This window comes from Pseudoalteromonas sp. AWM4_233, assembly GCF_056158285.1.
In genome coordinates this window covers 3,226,250-3,247,032 of sequence record NZ_JBSWSZ010000001.1, presented here as the reverse complement: position 1 = coordinate 3,247,032, position 20,783 = coordinate 3,226,250, and the positions used below count along the sequence as shown (strand labels likewise).

Annotated in this window: 20 protein-coding genes and 2 rRNA genes; 16 read left to right on the top strand and 6 right to left on the bottom strand. The window is 41.9% G+C overall.

What is annotated here, in order from left to right; genetic code table 11:
- Positions 1-31: 31 nt before the first annotated feature.
- From rrf (ACXAC4_RS14730) to rpoS, 12 genes are all read left to right on the top strand, one after another.
- Positions 32-145, top strand: a 5S ribosomal RNA gene (gene rrf / locus ACXAC4_RS14730).
- Positions 146-189: 44 nt separating this feature from the next.
- A 5S ribosomal RNA gene (gene rrf / locus ACXAC4_RS14725) occupies positions 190-303 on the top strand.
- A 143-nt stretch (positions 304-446) separates the two neighbouring features.
- On the top strand, positions 447-926 hold the full coding sequence (locus ACXAC4_RS14720) for a DUF2947 family protein (protein ID WP_404391682.1): 480 nt from the start codon (positions 447-449) through the stop codon (positions 924-926).
- Between the two features lie 106 nt (positions 927-1,032).
- Positions 1,033-1,596, top strand: coding sequence for a hypothetical protein (locus ACXAC4_RS14715; protein WP_475162907.1), 564 nt, complete (start codon positions 1,033-1,035; stop codon positions 1,594-1,596).
- Positions 1,597-1,622: 26 nt separating this feature from the next.
- On the top strand, positions 1,623-1,898 hold the full coding sequence (gene ftsB / locus ACXAC4_RS14710) for a cell division protein FtsB (RefSeq protein WP_349285383.1): 276 nt from the start codon (positions 1,623-1,625) through the stop codon (positions 1,896-1,898).
- A 1-nt stretch (position 1,899) separates the two neighbouring features.
- The gene (ispD, locus tag ACXAC4_RS14705) at positions 1,900-2,580 is read left to right on the top strand and encodes a 2-C-methyl-D-erythritol 4-phosphate cytidylyltransferase (protein WP_475162906.1); all 681 of its coding nucleotides are present in this window, start codon (positions 1,900-1,902) and stop codon (positions 2,578-2,580) included.
- A 10-nt stretch (positions 2,581-2,590) separates the two neighbouring features.
- Positions 2,591-3,067, top strand: coding sequence for a 2-C-methyl-D-erythritol 2,4-cyclodiphosphate synthase (ispF, locus tag ACXAC4_RS14700; RefSeq protein ID WP_475162904.1), 477 nt, complete (start codon positions 2,591-2,593; stop codon positions 3,065-3,067).
- Positions 3,064-4,095: a tRNA pseudouridine(13) synthase TruD gene (truD, locus tag ACXAC4_RS14695; protein WP_475164154.1), complete on the top strand. Its 1,032-nt coding sequence runs from the start codon at positions 3,064-3,066 to the stop codon at positions 4,093-4,095. The genes ispF and truD overlap by 4 nt, the downstream gene beginning before the upstream one ends.
- Positions 4,092-4,841, top strand: a complete 750-nt coding sequence (gene surE / locus ACXAC4_RS14690; RefSeq protein ID WP_475162901.1) for a 5'/3'-nucleotidase SurE — start codon at positions 4,092-4,094, stop codon at positions 4,839-4,841. The genes truD and surE overlap by 4 nt, the downstream gene beginning before the upstream one ends.
- Positions 4,842-5,483: a protein-L-isoaspartate(D-aspartate) O-methyltransferase gene (locus tag ACXAC4_RS14685; RefSeq protein WP_475162900.1), complete on the top strand. Its 642-nt coding sequence runs from the start codon at positions 4,842-4,844 to the stop codon at positions 5,481-5,483.
- An 82-nt stretch (positions 5,484-5,565) separates the two neighbouring features.
- Positions 5,566-6,372 carry a peptidoglycan DD-metalloendopeptidase family protein gene (locus tag ACXAC4_RS14680; RefSeq protein ID WP_475164152.1) on the top strand — a complete coding sequence of 269 codons (807 nt, stop codon included), beginning with the start codon at positions 5,566-5,568 and terminating at the stop codon, positions 6,370-6,372.
- 59 nt (positions 6,373-6,431) lie between these two features.
- Complete coding sequence (gene rpoS, locus ACXAC4_RS14675) at positions 6,432-7,415, top strand: RNA polymerase sigma factor RpoS (RefSeq protein WP_475162898.1); 984 nt, start codon at positions 6,432-6,434, stop codon at positions 7,413-7,415.
- 64 nt (positions 7,416-7,479) lie between these two features.
- Here rpoS and mutS read toward each other — a convergent pair whose 3' ends face one another.
- Positions 7,480-10,071 (bottom strand): DNA mismatch repair protein MutS, encoded by a 2,592-nt coding sequence (mutS, locus tag ACXAC4_RS14670; protein ID WP_475162896.1) that lies wholly within the window; start codon positions 10,069-10,071, stop codon positions 7,480-7,482.
- Positions 10,072-10,093: 22 nt separating this feature from the next.
- Here mutS and ACXAC4_RS14665 point away from each other — a divergent pair, with 22 nt between their 5' ends.
- The 3 genes from ACXAC4_RS14665 to ACXAC4_RS14655 all read left to right on the top strand — a co-directional run bounded on the left by ACXAC4_RS14665 (position 10,094) and on the right by ACXAC4_RS14655 (position 12,624).
- A complete protein-coding gene (locus ACXAC4_RS14665; RefSeq protein WP_475164149.1) occupies positions 10,094-10,585 on the top strand; it encodes a CinA family protein in 492 nt (163 codons plus the stop codon).
- 66 nt (positions 10,586-10,651) lie between these two features.
- Positions 10,652-11,698 (top strand): recombinase RecA, encoded by a 1,047-nt coding sequence (gene recA, locus ACXAC4_RS14660; protein ID WP_130254550.1) that lies wholly within the window; start codon positions 10,652-10,654, stop codon positions 11,696-11,698.
- Positions 11,699-11,949: 251 nt separating this feature from the next.
- A complete protein-coding gene (locus ACXAC4_RS14655) occupies positions 11,950-12,624 on the top strand; it encodes a site-specific integrase (RefSeq protein ID WP_475162893.1) in 675 nt (224 codons plus the stop codon).
- Positions 12,625-12,743: 119 nt separating this feature from the next.
- Here ACXAC4_RS14655 and recG read toward each other — a convergent pair whose 3' ends face one another.
- The 3 genes from recG to asnC are packed head-to-tail and all read right to left on the bottom strand — an operon-like array spanning position 12,744 to position 16,063.
- On the bottom strand, positions 12,744-14,831 hold the full coding sequence (gene recG, locus ACXAC4_RS14650; RefSeq protein WP_475162891.1) for an ATP-dependent DNA helicase RecG: 2,088 nt from the start codon (positions 14,829-14,831) through the stop codon (positions 12,744-12,746).
- A gap of 26 nt (positions 14,832-14,857) precedes the next feature.
- Entirely contained in the window at positions 14,858-15,553 is a 696-nt protein-coding gene (trmH, locus tag ACXAC4_RS14645) for a tRNA (guanosine(18)-2'-O)-methyltransferase TrmH (protein WP_475162888.1), read from the bottom strand.
- 51 nt (positions 15,554-15,604) lie between these two features.
- Positions 15,605-16,063 carry a transcriptional regulator AsnC gene (asnC, locus tag ACXAC4_RS14640; protein WP_058031017.1) on the bottom strand — a complete coding sequence of 153 codons (459 nt, stop codon included), beginning with the start codon at positions 16,061-16,063 and terminating at the stop codon, positions 15,605-15,607.
- A gap of 192 nt (positions 16,064-16,255) precedes the next feature.
- On the opposite strand from asnC, the gene asnA reads away from it, so the two are divergent.
- A complete protein-coding gene (gene asnA, locus ACXAC4_RS14635; protein ID WP_475162882.1) occupies positions 16,256-17,251 on the top strand; it encodes an aspartate--ammonia ligase in 996 nt (331 codons plus the stop codon).
- A 263-nt stretch (positions 17,252-17,514) separates the two neighbouring features.
- On the opposite strand, the gene ACXAC4_RS14630 is transcribed toward asnA, so the two are convergent.
- Both ACXAC4_RS14630 and ACXAC4_RS14625 read right to left on the bottom strand, forming a co-directional pair.
- Positions 17,515-19,119 carry a DUF342 domain-containing protein gene (locus ACXAC4_RS14630; protein WP_475162878.1) on the bottom strand — a complete coding sequence of 535 codons (1,605 nt, stop codon included), beginning with the start codon at positions 19,117-19,119 and terminating at the stop codon, positions 17,515-17,517.
- A gap of 210 nt (positions 19,120-19,329) precedes the next feature.
- Positions 19,330-20,520 carry a conjugal transfer protein TraF gene (locus ACXAC4_RS14625; protein WP_475162875.1) on the bottom strand — a complete coding sequence of 397 codons (1,191 nt, stop codon included), beginning with the start codon at positions 20,518-20,520 and terminating at the stop codon, positions 19,330-19,332.
- Positions 20,521-20,783: the final 263 nt, after the last annotated feature.

Here is a 20,783-nt window from a genome sequence, read left to right as displayed (position 1 = left end):
ATCAGATTTTTCCAGATTTTAACCAAATTTGCTTGGTGACCATAGCGTTTTGGAACCACCTGATTCCATGCCGAACTCAGAAGTGAAACGAAACAGCGTCGATGATAGTGTGGGTCTCCCATGTGAAAGTAGAACATTGCCAAGCACCTAATTTAAAAAATAAGAATACAAACAAATTCAAAGAATTTGCTTAGTGACTATAGCGTTTTGGACCCACCTGACCCCATGCCGAACTCAGAAGTGAAACGAAACAGCGTCGATGATAGTGTGGGTTTCCCATGTGAAAGTAGAACATCGCTAGGCTCTAAATTTTAACCCCAACTCGAAAGAGTTGGGGTTTTTTCGTTTTTAGTCTTAAAAATTAAATAACAAATTATCATTCACTTTTCATTTAAACATAGTGATAATCCCACCTCACTAACCGCGAGCAAAATTTAAAGGTCACAATGAATTATATTCCCCTCAATGAATTCAAAAAGGCTTGGGTGTTTAGGCATCAAGACTTGGAAATTGCCCCGACTGATCTTGAAAAGATTAAACTAATGTCTCCGACACGTTCAGCAGTGCTTTGGTCTACTATGGTTAGTCGTGAAAAAGATCATCCAGACTTTTTCACCGAAAATGAATGGGCTGGGCAAGCAAGTTCATGGCAAGAAAACTTGAACTGGGAAAAAGACTGGGAGGCGGGATTAGAAGAGCTACCAGAGAGCATAAATGAATTTCTAAAGTGGGAAAACAATACAACGGTCTATTTTTGCTTAAATAGAGACTGTGTGATTGAAACTCAGTTTGATGTTTTCAAACGTTGTTGGCAGAACTTTATGTTTCTTGCTGATGGTTGTTTGTTGCTTGGTAAAAAGCGCGATACAGTTGCTCAGTTTTTAGAAAATGGTGATGTTAAACTGGGTAATAAACCTAAGGGCTAGCAGTAATACGTTGCACATGCTATAAAAACTGCAGTAACCGAAGAAGGGGATGTCAGTGCAGAGTGTGCAACAAGCTCAGCTATGGAACGATGAAAAAGAGCGGTTAATGTTTGCTGAGCTGGTTAATGTTTTCTACGCCAGAGAAATTCCAGCACTTGCTGCTGTTCATAACGATCAGAAATTACGTAAATCTTTGGCTAGTTTACCCTTCTATGTAGAACGCGCCGCACGGCATATTGTGCAAGGTGACATTCCGCTGGAATTAGATTCGCAAAATGGCGGTTGGCTTGCACCCCAGAGAAAGCTTCCTCCCCAAGACTTAGAGCAAAACGCTTCATTTTATAAAAAACATGCTAAAGCTGGATTGGTTATTCCTGTACTAAAAGAGTATTCGGGTTATCAATCCATGAGCTTAGACTGTATTGATCAAGTTGATAAAAATAGCTTTCATAGTAATTTAAATGGTTGGTTTTTCTTTTCAGGCGCATCTCAATCCAACCCTAATCTTCAAGTACTAAAGCCAAGCAAACAGGTCATGACAGCAGCCTGCTGTGGTCACCAATGGCAATTTAATAAAGCAGTGCCACCTAGAAGGCTTAGTTTGCGCGAGATGCTATTAGCCAGTATGATCAATTGGAAAAATGTTCGTTCTATAAAACGTAATGTTTGATTAATTTGTTATTGGGAAGTGCAGTTTTGCGTATATTTCAGTTTCTACTTCTTAGCCTTGCGCTATTTCTTCAGTATAAATTTTGGTTTGGCCATAATGGTATGCAAGATTATACGCGCTTGAAAAGTGTTGTAGACACGCATGAGATAGCGAATGAGAAATTAATTAAACGAAATAAGCTATTAAAAGCAGATATTGACGATCTTAAACTTGGTTTAGAAGGCGTTGAAGAAAGAGCAAGACATGAGCTTGGTATGATCAAGCCAAATGAAACCTTCATTAGAGTCTTACCGAATAAATAATATGAAGAATTCTCCTATTATTGCTGCTGTTGTACCAGCTGCAGGTGTTGGCAGCCGTATGCAAGCTGAGATCCCAAAGCAGTATTTAAAAATAAATAATAAGTCTATTTTAGAGCACACAGTGGATAAGCTCAGCTCTATGAGTGAGCTTAACACCATTATGCTAGCGATTAATCCTGAAGATACGCTATTTAACTCGCAGCAGTTTAGTACGGACAAAGTGCAAACTACTGAAGGTGGTAAAGAGCGAGCAGATTCAGTTTTAAATGCGTTAAATGCACTTGAGAGATTGAATCCAGATTGGGTTTTAGTACATGATGCTGCAAGACCAATAGTGCAAATTGAAGACATTCAAAACTTGATTGCTAGCTGCTTTGAAAAGCAAGAAGGCGGTATACTTGCAGCTAAGGTCAAAGACACCATTAAACGTGGTCAACAATATAGCGAAGAGACCGTACCTCGTGCCGAATTATGGCAGGCACTTACACCTCAGTTATTTCCTTATCAGGCGCTCAAAGATGCTCTGAGGACTTGTTTATCAGAGTCCAAACTTATTACGGATGAAGCTTCAGCCATGGAGCTGCAAGGTAAACCTGTGTTACTCGTTGAAGGCCGCAGTGATAATATTAAAATTACCACACCAGAAGATTTACGCTTAGCCGCGTTTTTACTAAAAGAGTAGGAAGAAGAAAATGATTAGAATTGGTCACGGTTTTGATGTGCATAAATTCGGTGGTGAAGGCCCGTTAACGATCTGTGGTGAGAAAATTCCTTTTGAGCAAGGCTTTATTGCGCACTCTGATGGTGATGTAGCTATTCATGCTCTATGTGATGCTTTGCTCGGTGCAATGGCACTTGGCGACATTGGTAAACACTTTCCAGATACATCTGCTGAGTTTGAAAATATAGACAGCCGTATTTTGCTCAGACAAGTGATGGAACAGGTTACAGCGCTAGGCTATAAGCTCGGTAACTGCGATGTTACTATTGTTGCGCAAGCACCAAAAATGAGACCGCATATTGATAACATGCGTGCCAACCTTGCTGCTGATTGCCAGGCAGAACTGACTGAGGTAAATGTGAAAGCTACAACGACAGAAAAGCTGGGCTTTGAAGGTCGCAAAGAAGGCATTTCAGCCCATGCAGTAGTTTTATTGGTTAAAGCATAATGAAATTGCATTACCTGTATGGCAAGCCTGAAGCGTTGGCTGATTTTAAAAGTCAGCCAGAAGACTTCGTTGTTGATGAAATACTTGATATCGAACTGACCGGCGAAGGTGAACATGTCTGTTTGCATGTTATTAAAAAGCAGATAAACACCTTAGATGTCGCTAAGAAAATCGCAAAACAAGCTGGAACACATGTAAAAAATGTCAGTTATGCGGGACTCAAAGATCGCCATGGTGTTTGCAGTCAGTGGTTTAGTGTCCCTGTTCCTATCAAGAAAGACGTTGATTTTACAGAACTAAACGATGACTTTATTTTTGTTACTCAGCAAAAGCGCCATAATCGAAAACTAAGAACAGGCTGTCACTCAGGTAATCGCTTTACGATCACACTAAGAAACATTGATAAGCCATTAGATATTTTGTCACGTATTAATGCAGTGCGTCAGGGCGTACCAAACTACTTTGGTGAACAACGCTTTGGTCATGATGGTCACAATCTTACTATGGCTGAGCGCATGTTTGCGGGTGAACATATTCGCGACAGAAAACTACGTAGTATTGTTATTTCTGCTGCGCGCTCGCACATATTCAATCAACTGGTGAGTATGCGAGTAGAAGAACATGGCTTAGCTAAGACCTGGCATAGAGAAATCTTTATGCTAGAAGGCTCTAATGCGTTCTTTGAAGATGATATCAGTGATGAAAACATCGCAAGGTTAACTTCTGGAGATATCTGCTTATCGGCACCACTGGTCGGTAAAGGTGAAAAAGGGTTAATTACGCAAGAAAAAGAGTTTCTTGAAGCCTTTAGTGCTTGGCATCATGGCCTTGCCGAATTAGGATTAAAAAATGAGCGCCGTGCTCTAAGATTGATCCCCATAGATCTAGAAGTGAAAACCTTGTCGTCAGACAGTATTGAATTACGTTTTGCACTACCTAAAGGGACATTTGCAACAGCAGTGCTTAGAGAGCTTGTTAATTACGTTGATGTGAATAAAAGCGCATTTACAAATAAGGAAGAACGATGAAGATTTTACTCAGTAACGACGATGGAGTTCATGCAAAAGGGATCTCTGTACTGTATGAAGCCTTGAGCAAAATTGCCGAAGTGACCGTTATTGCCCCAGACAGAAACTGTAGTGGCGCAAGTAACTCTTTGACGTTGTTAAATCCATTGCGTGCAACACAATTAGACAATGGTTTTTACTCAGTCAATGGCACGCCGACAGACTGTGTTCACCTTGGTGTGAATCAGCTTTTAGATGAAGAACCAGATTTAGTTGTGGCAGGCATTAACAATGGGGCTAACTTGGGTGATGATACACTCTATTCAGGTACTGTCGCTGCGGCAACAGAAGGGCGCCACTTAGGGTTACCTGCAATTGCAGTTTCTCTAAGTTCAAAAAAAGAAGCGTATTACGAAACCGCAGCTGAAGTGGCGGTGAAAATAATCAAACAATTAAGTTCCCATCCGCTTCCTAAAGATCAAATCATCAATATTAATGTGCCAGATATTCCTTTAGCTGAATTAAAAGGGATCAAGGTAACGCGTTTAGGTGCACGTCATAAAGCCGACACTATGACTAAACAAATTGATCCTTGGGGGCGAAGTGTTTTTTGGTATGGCTCGCTTGGCTCTGAAAGTGATGCAGGCGAAGGCACTGACTTCTATGCTGTTAATCAAGGCTATGCTGCAGTGACCCCGCTTAAGGTTGATATGACAGCGCATGAGAGCATCGATGCAATGTCTTCTTGGCTGGAAGGGGCCAACTAAGTGCTTGGCAATTATGCCCGTAGTGCAGATGCTTTAGCTGAGCAATTAAAAGCATCGGGAGTACAGGATAAGAAGGTGCTACAGGTAATCAAAGATACCCCCCGACACCTTTTTATCGATGATGTGTTAAAACACAAAGCCTATGAAAATACGGCATTGCCGATAGGTAATGGGCAAACTATTTCTCAACCATTTATTGTTGCAAAGATGACAGAAATTTTGCGACAAGTTGGTGTGAAAGGAAAAGTGCTTGAGATAGGTACTGGCTCTGGTTATCAAAGCGCGGTGTTAGCACAAGTGTTCGAGCAGGTGTTTAGCGTTGAGCGAATTAAGACTCTACAATGGCAAGCAAAGCGACGTTTACATCAACTAGATTTATACAATGTCTCCATGAAGCATGGTGATGGTTGGCAAGGATGGCAAACGAAAGGGCCATTTTCTGGGATTATTGTCACTGCAGCGGCAAAATCACTACCTCAAGCTTTACTTGAACAGCTCGAAGACGATGGCGCTTTATTGGTTCCTATAGGTGAAGAAGAACAAGTGTTAACGCTTGTGGTAAGAAAAGGCGAGCAATTTATTGAGCATAAAATGGCACCAGTACGCTTTGTCCCGTTAATAGCGGGAGAAATTTCACTATGACCTTGCCTAACCTCTTCTTATCTTGTTATTTTTAATAAGTTAATCGTCAACTTTACTGGGTAAATGAGTGCAAGCAGTGAACATGTTCATTATTTTGTTACTAATTGTGTTCATTGCAGGATGCTCATCAACGCACACACCTGCCCCCGTCACTTCTTTGACTTATGCTGATTCATTATCATCAAGAAAAATCATCATCAGAAACAATCGGTACACGGTGCAAAAAGGCGATACGCTGTTCGCCATTGCTTTTACCGCTAACAGGGACGTGCGTACGATTGCAGCCCTAAATAATATCAAACCACCATACACAATTTTTCCAGGTCAAAAGTTAGTACTAGCTAAACCTAAAACGCGCAATAAAAAAAGCACTCCACGCAAAGTTGTTAAAACAGAGACTATTGATAAGAAACAAAAAAATAACAACTTGGTAAAAAAAGATCTTGCGAAGCCAAAACAACGGGAGTATGTTCAAAAACAAGCCACTCAAAAAGTAAACACAGCAGCATCGAAAAAGAATGGCAAAATTGATTGGCAATGGCCGGCTCAAGGGCAAATAACCAAGCGCTTTTCTAACAAAGAGCAAGGTTATAAAGGCTTGCAGATCAAAAACAAATTAGGAACATCAGTAAGTGCGGCAGCAGCAGGGACAGTCGTATACGCAGGAAGCGCGTTGAGGGGGTATGGTAATTTAATCATCCTGAAACACAGTGATGATTACCTAAGTGCCTATGCTCACAACGATCGACTACTTGTTCGGGAGCAGCAAAAAGTTAAAGCTGGGCAGAAAATTGCCGAAATGGGAAATACGGATGCAACGCAAACGGCTTTGAGGTTTGAGATTCGCTTTAAAGGCCAAGCGGTAAATCCTAAGAAGTATTTACCATAAATGCTTTTATTACTGACTGTATGATGGATTAATACCACTCACTCGCTTGGGAGGATGATATGGCTCAAACAGCAAAGAAAGAGACTAAGAAGCTAGTCACTGCAGAAGCTGAAGTTGATGAAGCAGTACTAGATGACGAAAAAATGGAACTTTTGGAAGATGTCGAAACGGAAGATGATGTTTTTGCAAAAGAAGAAACCGTTAAGAATTTAGATGCAACCCAGTTGTATTTAGGCGAAATTGGTTTTTCCCCTCTATTAAGTGCCGAAGAAGAAGTTTATTTCGCGCGTAAAGCACTTAAAGGCTGTGAGGCTTCTCGCAAACGCATGATCGAAAGTAACTTGAGATTAGTGGTTAAAATTGCCCGTCGCTACAATAATCGTGGCCTTGCACTTCTTGATTTAATAGAAGAAGGCAATTTGGGCTTGATCAGAGCGGTTGAAAAATTTGACCCAGAACGAGGCTTTCGCTTTTCAACTTATGCAACGTGGTGGATAAGACAAACTATAGAACGTGCGATTATGAATCAGACTCGTACGATTCGCCTTCCTATCCATGTTGTTAAAGAGCTTAACGTTTATCTTAGAACAGCTCGTGAACTGACACAAAAGCTTGACCATGAGCCAACTGCAGAAGAAATTGCAGAATGTCTTGACCGTCCAGTTGAAGACGTCACTAAAATGCTTCGCCTGAACGAAAAAATCACCTCTGTTGATACACCTATAGGCGGTGAGAATGATAAAGCGCTACTAGATATTATCGCTGATGAAAAGGGATACGGTCCTGAAAATGAAGTTCAAAGCAATGATATCAATAAGCATATTGTTGATTGGCTAGGTGAGCTTAACCCTAAACAACGTGAAGTGCTAGCAAGACGTTTTGGCTTACTGGGATATGAACCTTCAACACTAGAAGATGTCGGCAGAGAAATTGGTTTAACACGCGAGCGTGTAAGACAAATTCAAGTTGAAGCCCTTAGACGTTTAAAAGATATTCTACAGCATGAAGGCCTAAATATAGATAGCCTTTTCGAGCAACAATAAGCTTAATTTAATAATAAAAAACCACTTCAATTGAAGTGGTTTTTTATTATTTATAATTGACTGATTAATTGAGTAAGCCTTTTAATTTATAGAGTAACTCATGTGCCTGGCGAGGAGTCAGATCATCAGGGTCAATTTGCGCAAGTTGTAGCTCAACTTGTGACTCTTGCATAACAGGCTCTAATGGTAATTGACCTTGTGACTGAGCGGTTGGCTGTTGTTCATCAATCACACTTTCATGTTGCTCTAGGCGCTTTAACTTCTCTTTTGCCATGGCAAGAACGGGTTTTGGTACACCCGCGAGTCCTGCCACTTGAAGGCCAAAACTTTTACTCGCGGCACCATCTAAGACCGTGTGCTTAAAGGCAATCGTATCGTTGTGTTCTACCGCATCTAAATGCACGTTTACAAGCCCTGTCTGTTGCTCTGCAAGCTCCGTTAGCTCAAAGTAATGTGTCGCAAAGAGGGTTTTAGCATTGAGCTTACTCGCTAGGTAGTCAGCGGTTGCATAGGCCAAAGATAAACCATCATAGGTGCTGGTACCACGGCCGATTTCATCCATTAACACCAATGAGTTCTCGGTGGCATTATTTAGAATCGTAGCGGTCTCGGTCATTTCTACCATGAAGGTTGAGCGACCTGAAGCAAGATCATCACTCGCCCCAATACGTGTAAAGATACGATCAATGTGACCGATGCGTGCTTCACTTGCAGGTACATAAGAGCCAATATGTGCCATTAAAGTAATAAGTGCTGTTTGACGCATATAGGTCGATTTACCACCCATGTTAGGACCCGTGATGATCAACATTTTACGCTGTTCATTGAGTTTCACAGGGTTGGCAATGAATGGCTCTTGGCTTACATGTTCAACAACTGGGTGGCGACCATCAATGATGTCGATGCCACTTTCTAGCGTTAATTCTGGTTTGCAGTAATCGAGCGTCTGGGCACGCTCAGCTAACGTATTCAATACATCTAAGTCAGCGAGTGCTGCAGACATTAATTGTAGTTGCTCTAGGTAAGGCGCAATGTATTCGAATAACTGCTCGTATAATTGTTTTTCAAGTGCCAGAGCCTTACTTTGACTGCCCAATACTTTGTCTTCATGCTCTTTTAGTTCAGGAATGATATAACGCTCGTTGTTTTTAAGCGTTTGGCGACGAATATATTCAGGTGGCACAAGGTGTGAGTTAGCCCGGCTAATTTCAATGTAAAAACCATGCACCTTGTTGTAGCCAATTTTAAGTGTGCTTATTCCTGTGCGCTCACGTTCACGCACTTCTAATTTTTCAAGAATATCGGTTGCACCTTGGCTCAGTGCTCGCCACTCATCGAGTTCAGCGTTATAGCCAGTTGCAATTACGCCACCATCGCGGATCAGCACGGGCGGATTATCAATAATCGCTTGCTCTAGGAGTGACTGTAGCTTAGGTAATACAGGGGATTGATCACAAATCAACTTTATACGTGGATCGGCTGCCTCATCGAGTAAAGCATGCAGCGGTGCAAGGGCTTGTAAGGCACCGCGTAAACGCGTTAAGTCGCGAGGGCGGGCAGTACAAAGCGCAAGACGCGCCACTACACGCTCAATATCGCCAATATGTCTTAAGCTGTCATAGAGCTCCATACAAATTTGGCTATTGATCAAGCTGGCAATGGCATTTAGTCGAGCATTTAATTCGTTGCGGTCACGTACCGGTGTATGAATACGGCGCTTTAATAAACGTGAGCCCATCGGTGTCGCGGTTTTATCCAATACTTGTGCTAGGGTGTTTTCGATCCCGCCAGATAGGTTGACTGTCAGCTCTAAGTTTTTACGGGTTGCCGCATCTAAGATCACCGCATGTTCGTTTTTCTCAAGGGTAATGGCGCGAATATGTGGCAAAGCAATGCGTTGTGTATCTTTAACATATTGCATCACACAGCCTGCTGCGATTAAGCCTGTATGGGCTTTTTCAACACCAAAACCGATTAGATCTTGTGTACCAAACTGCTGGCAAAGCAAATGTTTTGCAGTATCTAAATCAAATTCCCAATCAGGGCGGCGACGGCCGCCTTTGACTTGCTCAAGTAAAAATAGGTTTTGGAATGACTCAGGGTAAAGTAATTCAGCGGGTTGCAGGCGCTGCAGCGTCGAAACCAATGCTTCATCGGTGTTTAATTCAACAATGTTAAAACGGCCTGAGTTGATATCAAGATAAGCGACGCCATATTGGCCTTGTTTATTTTGATAGACGCTGGCAAGTAAGTTGTCTTGTCGCTCTTGCAATAAAGCTTCATCACTAACCGTACCCGGCGTGACAATACGCACCACTTTTCGCTCAACCGGCCCTTTGCTGGTAGCAGGATCGCCAACTTGCTCACAAATCGCCACTGACTCTCCCATTTGCACTAGGCGAGCAAGATAATTCTCTACCGCATGATAAGGTACGCCGGCCATTGGAATAGGGGCCCCGCCTGCCTTACCGCGATGGGTCTGTGAAATATCGAGCAGTTGTGCGGCGCGAATCGCATCATCAAAGAACAATTCATAAAAGTCACCCATGCGATAAAACAGTAAAATGTCTTGATGATCCGCTTTGATCCGCAGATATTGCTGCATCATGGGAGTTTGTTGTTTTATAGTATGTTCTGAATATAAATCTATCGACATGCAATGACCTAAAAGGATAATGATGGAGCTACAGCAACAAGTGAGTACTCTAGCGTCAAAGTTGGGCGCTATTTTAGCTGATAAACGACTGACGATCACTACCGCTGAATCATGTACAGGCGGAGGAGTGAGTTATGCGCTTACCGATACATCGGGCAGTTCACGATATATTGACCGCTGCTTTGTCACCTACAGTAATGAAGCTAAGCAAGCATTGCTGGGGGTAACTGAAAGTACCTTACAGGAACACGGTGCAGTCAGTGAACAAACCGTGTTAGAAATGTGTGCAGGCGCTGCAAAAGCTGCCAATGCAGACCTTGCTATTGCAATTTCGGGAGTCGCTGGGCCTACAGGTGGCAGTGATGAAAAACCGGTAGGTACTGTATGGTTTGGCCTATTTTTGTCGGGAAAACAGCATACCTATCATTGTGTTTTTACTGGAAATAGAGCTGAAGTTAGAGAGCAAGCTGTTGTTTTTTCTTTAGAAAAATCAATTGAGCTATTAAATTCATAAAAATATGCTTGATACTGTAATTTCATACAGTATACTTACTGGCATTACGCAAGATTGGAGAAGCAAATGAACGACAATAAACAAAAGGCACTAGATGCCGCGTTATCACAAATTGAACGCCAATTTGGTAAAGGTTCAATCATGAAACTAGGTGATAGCCAAGCGTTAGACATTGAAGCAATTTCTACTGGCTCACTAGGTATTGATATCGCATTAGGCATAGGTGGTTTACCAACTGGTCGTATTGTCGAGATTTATGGTCCTGAATCATCAGGTAAAACAACGCTTACTCTTCAAGTTATTGCCGAAGCCCAAAAGCAAGGTAAAACATGTGCATTCGTTGATGCTGAGCATGCATTAGATCCAGTCTATGCAGAAAAACTGGGTGTTAATGTTGACGAGCTGCTTGTTTCTCAGCCTGACACGGGTGAGCAAGCATTAGAAATCTGTGACATGCTAGTTCGTTCAGGTGCAGTAGATGTGGTGATTGTTGACTCGGTAGCAGCACTAACACCTAAAGCTGAAATTGAAGGTGATATGGGTGATGCACACGTTGGTCTTCAAGCGCGTCTAATGTCACAAGCTTTGCGTAAGCTAACTGCTAATATCAAACGTTCAAATACGCTTTGTATCTTCATCAACCAAATTCGTATGAAAATTGGTGTGATGTTCGGTAACCCAGAAACAACGACAGGTGGTAATGCGCTTAAGTTCTACTCATCAGTACGTATTGATATTCGTCGCATTGGCTCAGTGAAAGATGGCGATGAAGTAGTGGGTAACGAAACACGAGTTAAAGTTGTTAAGAACAAAGTTGCACCGCCATTTAAGCAAGCTGAATTTATTATCATGTATGGTCAAGGTATCTCTAAAGAAGGTGAATTAATTGACCTAGGTGTGAAGCACAAACTGGTTGAAAAATCAGGTGCATGGTACAGCTACAACGGCAGCAAAGTTGGTCAAGGTAAGTCTAATTCAATTAAATTCTTAAAAGAGAACGTTGAGATCGCTAACGAGATTGAAGGAAAGCTAAGAGACATGCTGCTACTTCAAGCGACTATCCAGCCTGAAGAAGGTGAAGATAAAGGTTTAGCGGAAGGCGCAGAGCTTTAATCGCCAACTAAATTCAGAATATCAAACAACATCTCCAAAGCCTGCTTAGCAGGCTTTTTTTGTTTTTATACCTCGTTGATTATTCTTACTACAGGTTGCTGGTGAATGTGCCATAGCTAAGCAACGTAAAGAAAAGTCCATAGGTAAACATCTACTCAGATTAAAGAAATTTAAAATTGGTGGTTTATCTTTTTAATAATCCCTTTAAACTTATCGTGTTTCTTATTTATAAATAAGGTTACCGTAAGTCTATGAAAGTACACCTTGGTCGTCGCGCATTTTCAGCTATGGAATTACATACTTTGTTCCATGGGTATATTTACGGTGATGAAAAGCAAAAGCGTGAACAGCCAAAGCACTGGCACTTCTGGTTGCCTTTAATTGCTTATTATACCGGTGCTTATAGTGATGAAATTGGCAATTTAACCCTTGATGATGTGGTAAAAATTGAGGGCGTGCATTGCTTTAAATTTGCGACACACCAGAAAATTCAATCCCGAGTGGTACCTATTCATACCGCGTTATGGCAAGCTGGATTAGAACCGTATCTAGAGTTTGTGAAAAGCCAAAACGAACAACGTTTGCTATTTGACCTGCCAGCCAAAACGGGTCGTTACAGTGAAAAAGTTCGCATTTGGTTTTCAGGTGAAGGTAAGCGTTTAGGGTATTTACAAAAATGCGATATACCAAGTATCGATCAGCAAGGACATAAAACGTCTGTGAGTAGCTTGCGTTTGAACTTCGAGCAACAAATTCGTATTTCAGCCATTCAACACTTAAACAAACCTGCATTTCATTATTTGTTGGGTCTAAAAGATAATGCTCTATTAAAAGAACCTACCCCACAGTTGTTAAAAAAGATCATTGCACCCGTGCGCGTGATCAATTCATCTGTGCATTGGCAGCGCTTTTTAGAAAGGCATTGATTTCTGTTTATAGGTTAGTTGATATATTTTTGTGATTGTCGGGCTAAAGCCGCGATCTACAGGTGAAAAGAGAGCCCTTTGGTGTAGGTCGTCATTTATGGCGACAATTTATTTAGCAATCAGGCCATCGCCAGTTCTGACTTTCCACCTAGCCATCGAGCGACCAGCGGCTTCACAGTTTCAGGCTGTTGCTGCATCAATGTAAAAGCCAGTGCGCGAACTTGCGGTAACAAGTGCTTATCACGATTTAAATCGGCTACTTTAAATTCAGCTAAGCCGGTTTGTTTAGTACCAAGTACTTCACCAGGGCCGCGAATCTCTAAATCCCGCTCAGCAATCACAAAACCATCATTGCTGTCTCTTAGAACGCCTAAACGCTTTTGCGCAGTGATAGACAGAGGCGCATGATAAAGTAGTAGGCAATGCGATGCGATTGCACCACGGCCAACACGGCCTCTTAGCTGGTGGAGTTGAGCTAATCCTAAGCGTTCAGGGTTTTCGATAATAATTAAACTGGCATTGGGGACATCTACCCCAACTTCAATCACGGTTGTCGCAACTAACACATGGTATTCATCAGCTTTAAAAGCCGCCATTATCTCTTGTTTTTCTTGTGGCTTCATTCGGCCATGCACAAGGGCTATTTTTAATTCTGGCAGTAATTCTTTTAGTTGCGTAGCAGTGTCTTCTGCGGCTTGGCATTGTAAAACCTCAGATTCATCGATAAGCGTACAGACCCAATAGACTTGACGATGATCTTCTATACAGGCACTTTTTACCCTTTGTATCACTTGCTCACGACGGGTATCTGGCACCGCAACTGTAGTGATTGGCGTGCGCCCTGGAGGCAGTTCATCAATGACCGACGTTTCTAAGTCTGCATAGGCGGTCATGGCTAATGTACGCGGAATAGGTGTGGCAGTCATAACTAACTGATGCGGATAACAGTTATTAAATTTACCCTTTTCTCTGAGTGCTAAACGTTGATGCACACCAAAACGATGCTGCTCATCTATGATGATCAATGCCAGATTATGAAATTCGACTTGCTCTTGGAATAGCGCATGGGTGCCGATCACCATCTGGGCTTTGCCAGAAGCGATGCTTTCCAGTACTTGTATGCGCTCTTTGCCTTTGGTTTTGCCACCTAACCAAGCGGTTTCTATACCTAAGCTACTGAACCAATTTTTAAAACTAATGCCATGTTGTTCAGATAAAATCTCAGTCGGAGCCATTAATGCCACTTGGTAACCCTTTGCAATTGCAGTCAAAGCACTGAGCGCGGCAACGAGGGTTTTACCAGAACCCACATCACCTTGGACTAAACGCATCATGGGATATGGCTGTTGCAAATCTTGTTTAATTTCTGCCACGACGCGACTTTGCGCATTGGTTGGACTAAACGGTAGCTGAGCTAAAAATTCAGGTTCGAGTTTATTCGTCGGTGGTAAAGACACTGCTTGCACCGCCTGACCTTTCTGGCGAAGTTGCAATAAACTGAGGTTTTGCGCTAACAGTTCTTCAAATGCTAAACGCTGCTGCGCGGGATGCTCCCCCAATTCGAGTAAACTCAAGTCGGTATCTTGAGGTGGTCGATGAAGTTGCAATACCGCATCTTTTAAGCTCAGTTGATTAGGGCGATATTGCTGCGGTAAATATTCTTCTAAGTCGTATTTATCTAGTAAGTCGAGTGCTTTGTTGGCAATACTCCGAATACTCAACTGCTTTAGGCCTTCGGTTGTAGGGTAAACCGCGGTTAGGGTTGCGAGGTTCGGATCTTGTGGCTCAGTGGGACAACTGCGAATGTTGTATTCTGGGTGTGCCATTTCTAGCCCTGCACGTCCTCGTCTTACCTCACCAAAACAACGAATAATTTTACCGGGTGACATGGCATTCTTTTGTGCAGCATTAAAATTAAAGAAGCGCAGTGTAAGTCTACCGGTCCCGTCGTTAACGTGACAAACCAACATACGACGTTTACCGAAAGTAATATCACTGTGCTCAATTTCAGCTTCAATACTGACATGAGTATGCGGTATTAATTCATTAATCGTATAAGTGCGTGCGCGGTCTTCGTAGCGAAGCGGTAAGTGAAATAGCATGTCTTGCACAGAAGCAATGCCTAATTTAGCTAAACGTTCGGCAACTTTAGGCCCAACACCTTTGAGCTCAGTGATCGGGTAGTTGGCTAAATTAGGACTCGACATACTATTCCTTAATGACTTTTATATGACTACTTTTGCTTGAACTTAAGCGTGTTCCAAAACGCTTCATCTGCGACAATTTCACCTTCATCATCAAGTGAAGGGTAAGGTAAACCTTTCTCCACACAGCGATTCGCAATAATAGGGTGGCAGCCTTCAAACAAGAGTTTGTGTTTAACCTCAGCATCTAACATATCGTTGCGATCGTAAAGCCCTGCTTCTTCACGTTGCCTTTGTGCTTCATATAAAATCAGTGCAGCAGCCACCGATACATTGAGCGATTGCACCATACCAGCCATTGGAATAACAATGTGCTTATCGGCATGGGCAAGCGCTTTGTCTGAGATACCTAGACGTTCTTGGCCCACGATCACAGCCGTCGGCTTGGTATAATCAATTTCGCGAAAATCAACGGCTTCATCACTGAGATTGGTTGCTAACAATTGGATGCCAGGGTTCTGCTCGCGAATTGAAGCAACCGCTTGATCAATACCATCATGCATATGGGTCTCAACCCAGTTTTTGCTGCCGCCAGAGGTATTGTTAGTTAAACGACGCTGATCTTGTGGCCATACAGCATGTACATGGTGGCAGCCTACAGCGTCAGCTGTGCGCACAATGGCAGATAAATTATGATGTTTATGCACTTCATCTAAACATACCGTTAGGTCGGTTTGGCGTCTGTCTAAAACCTGCTTTACGCGATGAAAACGTTTATTGTCCACGGTTACTACTCTAATTCTCAAAATTGCGCCGATTATACGCGTTTATCGCGCTTAGGGCATTACTTCACGGCAAATTGGGTTTTGCAATGAAATCAGTGTTTCTGTTGATTGAATGGCTTCTATGGTTTGTATTTTATTGATCAGAACATCTTGTAGGTGATCGATTGAACGTGCCATGACTTTAATAAAAATACTGTAGTTGCCTGTGGTGTAATAAGCTTCTACAACTTCGTTAAAGCCTCTTAGCTGCTCAATGGTGCTCGGGTAGTCACCCGCATGTTTTAGGTTAACCCCAATAAAACAGCAAACGTCATAACCCAGTTGCTTTGGATCTATGGTGACTTGCGTACCAAGTATGATCCCCGCTTGCTTCATCTTCTCAACTCGAACGTGAATAGTTCCCGAACTCACGGCGAATCGTTTTGCTAATTCGGCATAAGGTGTACGCGCATTATCCATTAATGCGTGCAAAATCGATTTATCGAGATTATCGATCTGATAATTTTCCATGCTTTTAAAGGCTCATAATTTATGAATCATTAAAATTTACCTGAAATTTTTAATGAAAAATATAGCGTAAAGGTATTTTTGTTATTGGATCTTGTTTTTAGATTCGAATTTGTTGACGATGGATTTAACAGTACAGAGCGAGCTGGGTTGCAGGCTCCGTGTAATCGAATCATTGGGAATGAGGAACCAAATATGAAAACAAGTTATCTAGAAACACAAAAACAGATCAGCGCCGTGAAACGTTTTTTCTCGGAGCAACTAGAAAGCCAGCTTGGCTTGTTAGAAGTTCAAGCACCTATTTTGGCTAAAGTAGGCGACGGCATTCAAGATAACTTGAGCGGTACTGAAAAAGCGGTTTCGGTGGAAGTAAAAACATTACCTGAAGCGAGTTTTGAAGTCGTGCACTCACTGGCAAAATGGAAGCGTAAAACTTTAGGCGATCATGGCTTTGCTGTTGGTGAGGGGTTATATACACACATGAAAGCGCTGCGTCCTGATGAGGATAAATTATCGCCGATTCACTCTGTCTTTGTTGATCAGTGGGATTGGGAAAAAATCATCTGCGCTGACAGTGAGCGCTCTCTAACAAAGCTTAAATCTACTGTTGAAACATTATTTTCAGCCATTAAAGCAACTGAGAAAATGGTGGCGAGCGAGTTTGGTTTAACGCCATTTTTACCAGAAAAAATTACTTTTGTGCACAGTGAAGAATTACGCCAAATGTATCCTGACTTTACTGCTAAGCAACGCGAAAAAGCCATTGCTCAAGAATATGGTGCGGTATTCTTAATTGGCATTGGCGGTGCATTAGGTGATGGAGAAATTCATGATGTGCGTGCGCCTGACTATGATGACTGGTCTACAGCCACTTGTGATAAGTATCAGGGTTTAAACGGCGATATCTTGGTTTGGAACCCTGTGCTTGAAGATGCGTTTGAGATCTCCTCTATGGGCATTCGTGTTTGCCCTGAGTCGTTAAAGCGCCAATTAGCGATCACTTCAGATGATGCGCGTTTAGAGCAAGATTGGCATCAACAGCTGGTGGCGGGTGAGATGCCGCAAACCATAGGCGGTGGTATTGGACAATCACGCTTAGTGATGTTGATGCTACAAAAACAACATATTGCACAAGTGCAAGTAGGCGTGTGGGGCGATGAATTAAAACAGCAATTTGAAGGTGTGTTGTAAGCTGAAAGTCACAAGCTGTAAGCTGCAAGTTAGCGAGTGATGAGAATTAGTTACTCAGAATTGTAGGCGCAGGTTTATCCTGCGCTTTTTTGTATACGACTATATTTAAGGGTCTATTTTGAGTTAATTTGGCCGTAATTATGGTGACATGTTTTAAAGGTTGTCGGGCTAAAGCCGATACCTACAGGTGTTGAAGGGTCGTTTGGTATATCGTTATTTATGAAAATAAGTTTTATGAACCAACTAACAAATACAAATAGAGTTTAAAACTCAATCTTTACTTCATTATCGACGAGTTTGGCTGTGCAAGGAGGGTATTGTCTTTGTGTTTTATAAACGCGATCAAAAATATGGATCTCTACATCACTGTTTAAGGCTTTATTAACCGTTAATTGGGTATTGTCGAGTAAGTCATGTAAGTGGTGATCCAACTCGCTGAGCTGCTTTTCTAGTTGTTCAGCTTGTTGACAATAATGTTGCTGGGTTGCCAAAATCTTTTGCATGATTGTTTTTTTCTTATCTTGATCTTTTAAATGGTCTGCCTTTTCAACGGCTTGTTGCAGTGTGTTTAACTGTTCGTCAACACTAGAGAGCTCTTTGACGCATTCATCTGTTTTAGCCGTTAAAGCCATTCCGCTTCGTGCCAAGAAAATATTCATTTTGGTACCTGATGATGTACCAATCTCACCAGCAATGACTTTCTGCGCATCAATGATTTCACCACCGATTAACTTACCGTTTGGTTTGTCACCACCGCCAATGATAATAGTATCAAATGCTTTTAGGTCACAGTGGTTGCTTTGTTTATGTACAGTAATATTATTTGCTTCCAGGTAAGCATATTGGCCGTGAGAAATTTCAATATTTCCCCCAGCAATGAGCTTACAAGTAAGTTCTTCATCATTATGTTGATGGTCGAGATGACCAATAACAGCTTGCTTTACTTCAATATTTCCCTTTGTTTGTATTTCGGCTGACTCTACGCTGCCAAGGATTGTGACATCACCTTTGGCGATAATTTTCATTCCTGGTGCAACACTTTTGCTGACGATCACACTGCCATCAAATTCAATATGACCACTTTTAACACTGACTTCATCGATAGTAAAAACATCGTCCACTCTCAAGCCATTATTTATTTCGCTTGGGCAGCCCGACAGTGTAGCAATAAGTTGTAGAGGGTTTTTACTCGAGATTTCGGTGCCTTCACCGGCTGTTAGCTGAAAAGTATCACCTGGTTTGGCCGGTAAGGTCTCTCCTAAAACGTTAAAGCCATCAGTGCCATTTGTTGCGGGAATTTGTGTTGCTAATAATGTACCTTTTTCGACACTTGCTAAAGCGCCAAAGTCACGCATGTCGACGCTACCATCTTCACGAAGTTTAGGTTGCTTTAAACGTTGTTTTAACGTGCATACATGAAGTTTTAACGTCGCAGCCTCGCCGTTGATTGGCATCCTTCCCTGTGCAAGCATTTCTGAAACTTCATCTCCAGGCTGAGCTAGATGTTGCTTCTTAAGTAAATTCTCAAGGTAGACATTCTTGAAACCACGGGTAACACCAGCGGCAATCAGTGCTTTTTTAGCCTCTTCGAGTGAAATGGCTTTACCGCCATAGGCGACTGTAATTGTACCAATTGCTTGCATTTTATCTTCACAGACATCGACTTTAAATGTGGCGTCATGCTTAATGGCGACCGCTAAAATCTTTTCTGTTTGATCGCCTTTAAAATACGCTTTAATACTCTCGTGATCGACTTCACATTGCGCAAACGGCGACTGTTTTAAGGCATCAAGAATAAAGCCTTCGCTCGGAGGCGCGGCTTGAGCGATGTCCATTAAAATTTTGCCATTATGTGCAAGTTTAAACACGTTATCCACCTTATAAAGCGAAAACCTAATACTTTTGGTTAGTTAAATTTGTTTTAACTACCTCCAGATTGCTTAAAAGTAAGACATTAGTCAAGTGTGTAAGATCAAAGGTTTGGATGATAGCTAAAGTCGTAAGCAGGGGGAAAATGAAGTTGGGGGAAAAGTAAAACTGTGGGCACAATGAAGATGTCATGCCCACATTCAAAGTGATTACAACGTGAAGCTAAGCTGTAAACCAGCGCCTATGTCGTTCTCACCAGATGTTTGTGCCATTAAGTCTAAGCGTACAACGCCAAATGGGCTTAATCCAAAGCCAACACTGTAGCTGTCTTCTTTATCACCATTGAAATCGTGACGGTAACCAGCACGAATTTGTACCCAGTCAAACGCATTTAACTCTAAACCAAGACGTGCGAATTGGCTTTCTTCAATTAGGTTTGAATGTTGAGGTGCGGTTAAATCAACATCAGCAGCAAGTGTAACGATGTCACCGTTGTAAGAGATACCGGCAATATACTCAGGCCCAACTTTGTAAGAAGGCGTGATACCTTGGCTTGTTACAGAGTCGTAGTCATTTTCGATGAGGTTTTTAGCCACGAAACCAACAGTAACTCTTTCAGTTAGCTCAGTTGCTAAGCCAATATCGAAGTTGAAGTTATTTTCTGTTTTCGTGTAATCGTTTGCATCAAAGTCATCTTCGTCAAAGTCATTTACTTTCGATACGTAGTTAAATGAATCAACTTGTTGGAACTTAGGTGTGATGCTCCAATATACTTGCTTATCAGAAACAGTAAACTGATTTGCATAGGCAAAGCCGATTTCGCTAATTGCTGCACCTACAACTTGTAAGCGAGAGTTTAGCTCTTCAAGTTCTTCAGGCGTTTGTGCATTTGCAATTACATTTACATCATCACCAGAAATGAATAGATTTGCGTTTGCGTCAATATCTGTATTTGCATAAAGCGCAAAACCACCAATACGACTAGGTGAAGCAAGGGCAATTGCTAGGTTTGCTTCAATATTGATACCACCGTTTAATTTATCTAAATCAGATGCTAGTTGTTTTCTAGCTCTATCTAATTGATCGACTGTAACATTACCGCCCGATTCAGCTAGCTCTAGTAAGTCTGAAAGTTCGTCAAAGCTATCTTGGAAAGTATCGATATGGTCACGTAATTCTTGCTCGTCTCGAACAAATACGTTAGCAGAAGGTAGGATTAAGCCGAAATCGTCAGTCTCATCAGAGTGGCGATTGATCAGTGCAGGGTTTATTAACACTGAAGATAGGTAGTCTGCAGAAGCGACACCGACATTACCCATACCTTGAGAGCGAGTATCAGCAGCCGACACAGCCGCAGACGTTGCACTTGCTAAAAGTGCTAAAGCAATACGTTTTTTCATCTATGAAAACCTTGTTGTATTGAGAGCAGAAAAGTTACGCTTATTCTAGCAGCTTCATTGGCGTCACATAAAAACTTTCAGTTAAAAAAATATGAAAGATTAATTGATATCAACTTTCTTAATAACTAGAAAGTAGTTAGCTCAGGCTCGAATGCGAGACAAAGGGCGTCTAGCCGGGGGGCTTCATGGATGAATAATTGGCAGTGTCCATCTCATGGTAACGAATTATTCAGAACCAGTCGGGCGAGAGCCGCCCGAAAATA

Coding starts and splice junctions, on each gene's coding strand:
- ACXAC4_RS14720 (WP_404391682.1), top strand. CDS start 447: ATGAATTATATTCCCCTCAATGAATTCAAAAAGGCTTGGGTGTTTAGG.
- ACXAC4_RS14715 (WP_475162907.1), top strand. CDS start 1,033: ATGTTTGCTGAGCTGGTTAATGTTTTCTACGCCAGAGAAATTCCAGCA.
- ispD (WP_475162906.1), top strand. CDS start 1,900: ATGAAGAATTCTCCTATTATTGCTGCTGTTGTACCAGCTGCAGGTGTT.
- ispF (WP_475162904.1), top strand. CDS start 2,591: ATGATTAGAATTGGTCACGGTTTTGATGTGCATAAATTCGGTGGTGAA.
- surE (WP_475162901.1), top strand. CDS start 4,092: ATGAAGATTTTACTCAGTAACGACGATGGAGTTCATGCAAAAGGGATC.
- ACXAC4_RS14680 (WP_475164152.1), top strand. CDS start 5,566: ATGTTCATTATTTTGTTACTAATTGTGTTCATTGCAGGATGCTCATCA.
- rpoS (WP_475162898.1), top strand. CDS start 6,432: ATGGCTCAAACAGCAAAGAAAGAGACTAAGAAGCTAGTCACTGCAGAA.
- mutS (WP_475162896.1), bottom strand. CDS start 10,071: ATGTCGATAGATTTATATTCAGAACATACTATAAAACAACAAACTCCC.
- ACXAC4_RS14665 (WP_475164149.1), top strand. CDS start 10,094: ATGGAGCTACAGCAACAAGTGAGTACTCTAGCGTCAAAGTTGGGCGCT.
- recA (WP_130254550.1), top strand. CDS start 10,652: ATGAACGACAATAAACAAAAGGCACTAGATGCCGCGTTATCACAAATT.
- ACXAC4_RS14655 (WP_475162893.1), top strand. CDS start 11,950: ATGAAAGTACACCTTGGTCGTCGCGCATTTTCAGCTATGGAATTACAT.
- recG (WP_475162891.1), bottom strand. CDS start 14,831: ATGTCGAGTCCTAATTTAGCCAACTACCCGATCACTGAGCTCAAAGGT.
- asnC (WP_058031017.1), bottom strand. CDS start 16,063: ATGGAAAATTATCAGATCGATAATCTCGATAAATCGATTTTGCACGCA.
- asnA (WP_475162882.1), top strand. CDS start 16,256: ATGAAAACAAGTTATCTAGAAACACAAAAACAGATCAGCGCCGTGAAA.
- ACXAC4_RS14625 (WP_475162875.1), bottom strand. CDS start 20,520: ATGAAAAAACGTATTGCTTTAGCACTTTTAGCAAGTGCAACGTCTGCG.